Genomic DNA, 3,683 nt, shown 5'->3' with positions numbered 1-3,683 from the left:
CCGCAAGGCCGGCGCGTTCGCGCGTGTAGGTTCGATAGATATATTGGATGACGTCTTCGCGCCGCTCGTGCTCGAAATCGACATCGATGTCGGGCGGCTCGCGCCGCTCCTCCGAGACGAAGCGCTCGAACAAAAGATCATTGCGCTCGGGGTCGATCGAGGTGATGCCGAGCACATAGCAGACGGCGCTGTTGGCGGCCGAGCCGCGGCCCTGACAGAGAATGTTTTGGCCGCGGGCGAAGCGGACAATCGCGTTCACGGTCAGGAAATACGGCGCGTATTTCAGCGTCTCGATCAGGTGCAACTCATGGGTGAGGATCACCATTACTTTATCGGGCACGCCTTCGGGATAACGTTCGGCGGCGCCTTCAAAGGCGAGCTTTTCGAGCGCCTGCTGCGGCGTCAAGCCGGGCATCGTCGCCTCTTCCGGATATTGATAGGCGAGCTCATCGAGCGAGAAACGGCAGCGCTCGGCGATCTCAACTGTGCGCGCCAGCGCCTCTGGATAGCGGCTGAAAAGACGGGCCATTTCTTCCGGCGATTTCAGATAGCGATCGGCATGACGCTCGCGGCGAAAGCCGGCGTCATCGATGGTGCAATTGTGCCGGATGCAGGTCACCACATCCTGCAGGATGCGCCGCGACGGAACATGGAAGAGGACATCGTTGGTGACGACGGTGGGGACGCCCGCCCGCGCCGCCATGTTCGACAGCTCAAAGAGGCGCAGCGCGTCGCTCGGGCGGCGGCGCAGCGTCAGGGCCAGATAGGCGCGGTCGCCGAAAGCTTCAGTGAGGCGGCACAGGCGCAGGGCGCAGATGGCGTCCGCTTCATCAGGGACGAGCACCGCGATCAGCCCCTCGCTATAAGCTACGACATCGGACCAATCGAGACGGCATTGCGCCTTGCCGCCGCGTTTCTTGCCGAGCGAAAGCAGCCGGCAGAGTCGCGCATAAGCGGGGCGGCCGGTCGGATAGACGAGGATGGACATGCCATCAGCGAGATCGAGGCGGCAGCCGACAATCAGGCGCACGCCCGTCGTCTTGGCGGCTTCATGGGCGCGGACGATGCCAGCGAGGCTATTGCGGTCGGCGATCGCCAGCGCCTCGATGCCGAGCTGTGCTGCCTCGTCGAACAATTCCTCGCAGGAGCTCGCCCCGCGAAGAAAGCTGAAATGCGAGGTGCATTGCAGCTCGGCATAGCGCGCCGCGCTCATCCGAAAATCCCGTGCAGGAACCAGCGGTGCGAGCCGGTCGTGGTATCCTCACCTCGTCGCCCCGCTCTCAACGCGTCTCTTCGTGCCGCTGCGCGGCAGCGACGCGTTTCGAAACGCGCGGCGTCCTCGCCATCGCCGGCGCGATAAATCCAGAACCGTTCGCCCGCCTCGTCCTCGACCCGGAAATAGTCGCGCACCGCGAAAAGCTCGGCGTCCCGCTTCCACCATTCGCCAAAAACCCGCTCGGGACCGTCGGCGCATTTGACGCGGCGGCGGATGCCGCGCCAGGTGAAGCTGACGGGCGGATGATCGGGCAGCAGGGCGAGTGTCTCGATCGGCTCCGGTGCTGGCAACAGGCGCGAGGGACGCGGCCAAGGGCCCGGCCAAGGATCTGGCCAAGTCTCGCCAATATTTGGCGCCGCCGGCGCGATCCGTCGAACCGAGCGTTCCGGCACGTCGCTCGCGACCGGGGCGAAGCGGTAGAGCCGCTGTTCGCCTACTCTATTGGCGAGCGCGTCGATGAGGTGAGAGACATCCGCCTCCGGTTCTTCGATGAGCGAGGAGATCGTCTGTTTTTGCGCGAGCGGCTCGGCGAGGGTGGCGGCAAGGCGCATGATCTCGATGCCAAAGCCCGGATCGATGGCCTCAACCTTGTCGCACAGAAGCCGTGTCAGCCGCTTCGCGTCGCGCCCCGGAAGCGCCGTGCCGATGCGGATGGCCTCGATGCGGTTATCGACCCGGTGAAAGAGCAAATCGAGCCGCCGCGCGCCAAAGCCCTTTGCCTCCAGCATCTCACACAGTTGGGTTACCAGCTTGCCCGTATAGCGGGTAATGGTCTCCGGCGCGCCGATCGGCTCGGCGAAGACGCGGCGGACCTCGATGAGATCCGGCGGGCGAATCGGATCGATCGGCTCGCTGAGGCGTCCCATGGCCTGATCGAGGCGGCGGTCAAGTTCGGGACCAAAGCGCAAGGCGAGCGGCGCGCGGGGTGTTGTAGCCAATTCGCCGATGCGCTCAAAGCCGAGGACGCGAAGCGCCTCCACCATAGTTTTGGGCAGACGCAGGGCGGCGATGGGCAGATCGAGAACGGCCTTCGTACTGTCTCCCGCCGGGACGACGAGCGTGGGCCGCACCCCATAGCGGGCAAAAGCATGCGCGGCGCCCCAGCTATCGGCGATTGCCGCCCACGCGGCGATGCCCGAGGCGGCGAGCCGCGCGACCATCCCTTTCACCATGGCGTCTTCCCCGCCATGCAGATGGGCGGCGCCGGTCGTGTCGATCACCAGCCCGTCCGGCGGATCGGCGGCGGCGACCGGCGCGTAACATTGCAACGCCCAGAGAGCGAGCCGGTCGAGGGCTCTCGCGTCGGCGGCAGGCTCCGCGTTCCTGACGATGAGCCCCGGCACCAAGGCTTGCGCCTTGGCCGCGGGCATGCCAATGCGCAAGCCGGCGCGCTGGGCGGCCGCGTCCAAGGCCAGGACCACCCGCCGCCTTCCTTCCCGGCCGGTCAGGACGAGCGGCGCCTCAGCGGGCGGCGCGGCGCCGCCCAATGTCCTTCTGACCCGGTCCGTGGACCAGCTCGGTAGGAAGAGCGAGACGACCCTTGGCATCGCAAGCCTCCACTTCGAAATCGGCGCTTTCACTGGCGCGGCACCGGATCAATTCGAGCTGCCATCGGGCGCGTCCGACGCCGGGCACCGGCAAGGGGGTTGCCGGGAGTACGGTGACGCGCCAACGGGTGACGGACGCCGTGGGCTGTCCGAAATCGGCCGCTTCGGTCTGCCGCCGCCAGCGGCGGATGGCGAGGCCGATGCTGCCGGAATTTTCAGCGGCAAGCTGAAGGCGGCGGGAAGCCGTCATGGAGAGCCGGGCGACCTCGGCGACAACAGCGCCGAGCCCGCCGTGCCGCAAACCTTCCTCGAAACAGAGGAGGACGGACTTTTCGTCGCCCGTCTCGACATAGATCACGCGATCGGGCGCGAGCCCGGCTTGCGCGAGGGCCGGGGCGAAAAGGTCCGGGCGCGTGATGCACCATAGGACCTTTCCCCGTGTGCGCGCCGCTACTCCCGCCGCAAAGAGCGCCGCGGCGGCACCATTGATCGCGCCATTGCCGCCGCCCGCCACCTCATGCAGCGCGCCAAGCGCCAATCCGCCTCCGGGGAGATGCCGGTCGATCGCCTTGATGCCGAAAGGCAGCACCAATCGCCTTCGGCCAACCGCGCCCTCGAGGCGCCGGATGCGCTCTCGAAGCTCCTCGATACCGGGACGGGTAATGGGCGTGCTCATATCAGTTGTGTGCGTCAAGTTCAGCAAAATCCATGGCAAGAGGTGATACGGGCGCGGCCGGCGCGGAGCCCCGGTAGCGCAGCGCCGGACGCGCCCGGCCGCCGTCGGGCGGGCAAGGCCCGCAAGGCCTCTTTCTTGTGTGCGCCGAGATGCTCCATGTTGAGGTAGCAGATGGCCTCCAGCC

3 protein-coding genes are annotated in these 3,683 nt (G+C 66.8%); all 3 read right to left on the bottom strand.

Annotation, left to right across the window (positions count from 1 at the left end):
• Window positions 1-1,213 (bottom strand): PHP domain-containing protein (locus tag ACREC7_RS16075; RefSeq protein WP_431556697.1); only part of this gene is annotated, 1,213 nt, incomplete at its 3' end.
• Entirely contained in the window at window positions 1,210-2,823 is a 1,614-nt protein-coding gene (locus ACREC7_RS16070) for a Y-family DNA polymerase (RefSeq protein ID WP_431556696.1), read from the bottom strand. The genes ACREC7_RS16075 and ACREC7_RS16070, both read right to left, overlap by 4 nt.
• The gene (locus tag ACREC7_RS16065; RefSeq protein WP_431556698.1) at window positions 2,738-3,499 is read right to left on the bottom strand and encodes an ImuA family protein; all 762 of its coding nucleotides are present in this window, start codon (window positions 3,497-3,499) and stop codon (window positions 2,738-2,740) included. The genes ACREC7_RS16070 and ACREC7_RS16065 overlap by 86 nt, the downstream gene beginning before the upstream one ends.
• Between the last annotated feature and the right edge of the window lie 184 nt (window positions 3,500-3,683).

This window comes from Methyloceanibacter sp., assembly GCF_050728395.1.
Lineage (GTDB): Bacteria > Pseudomonadota > Alphaproteobacteria > Rhizobiales > Methyloligellaceae > Methyloceanibacter.
Note: the sequence above shows the minus strand (reverse complement) of the source record. Positions and strands in the feature narration are given on the sequence as shown.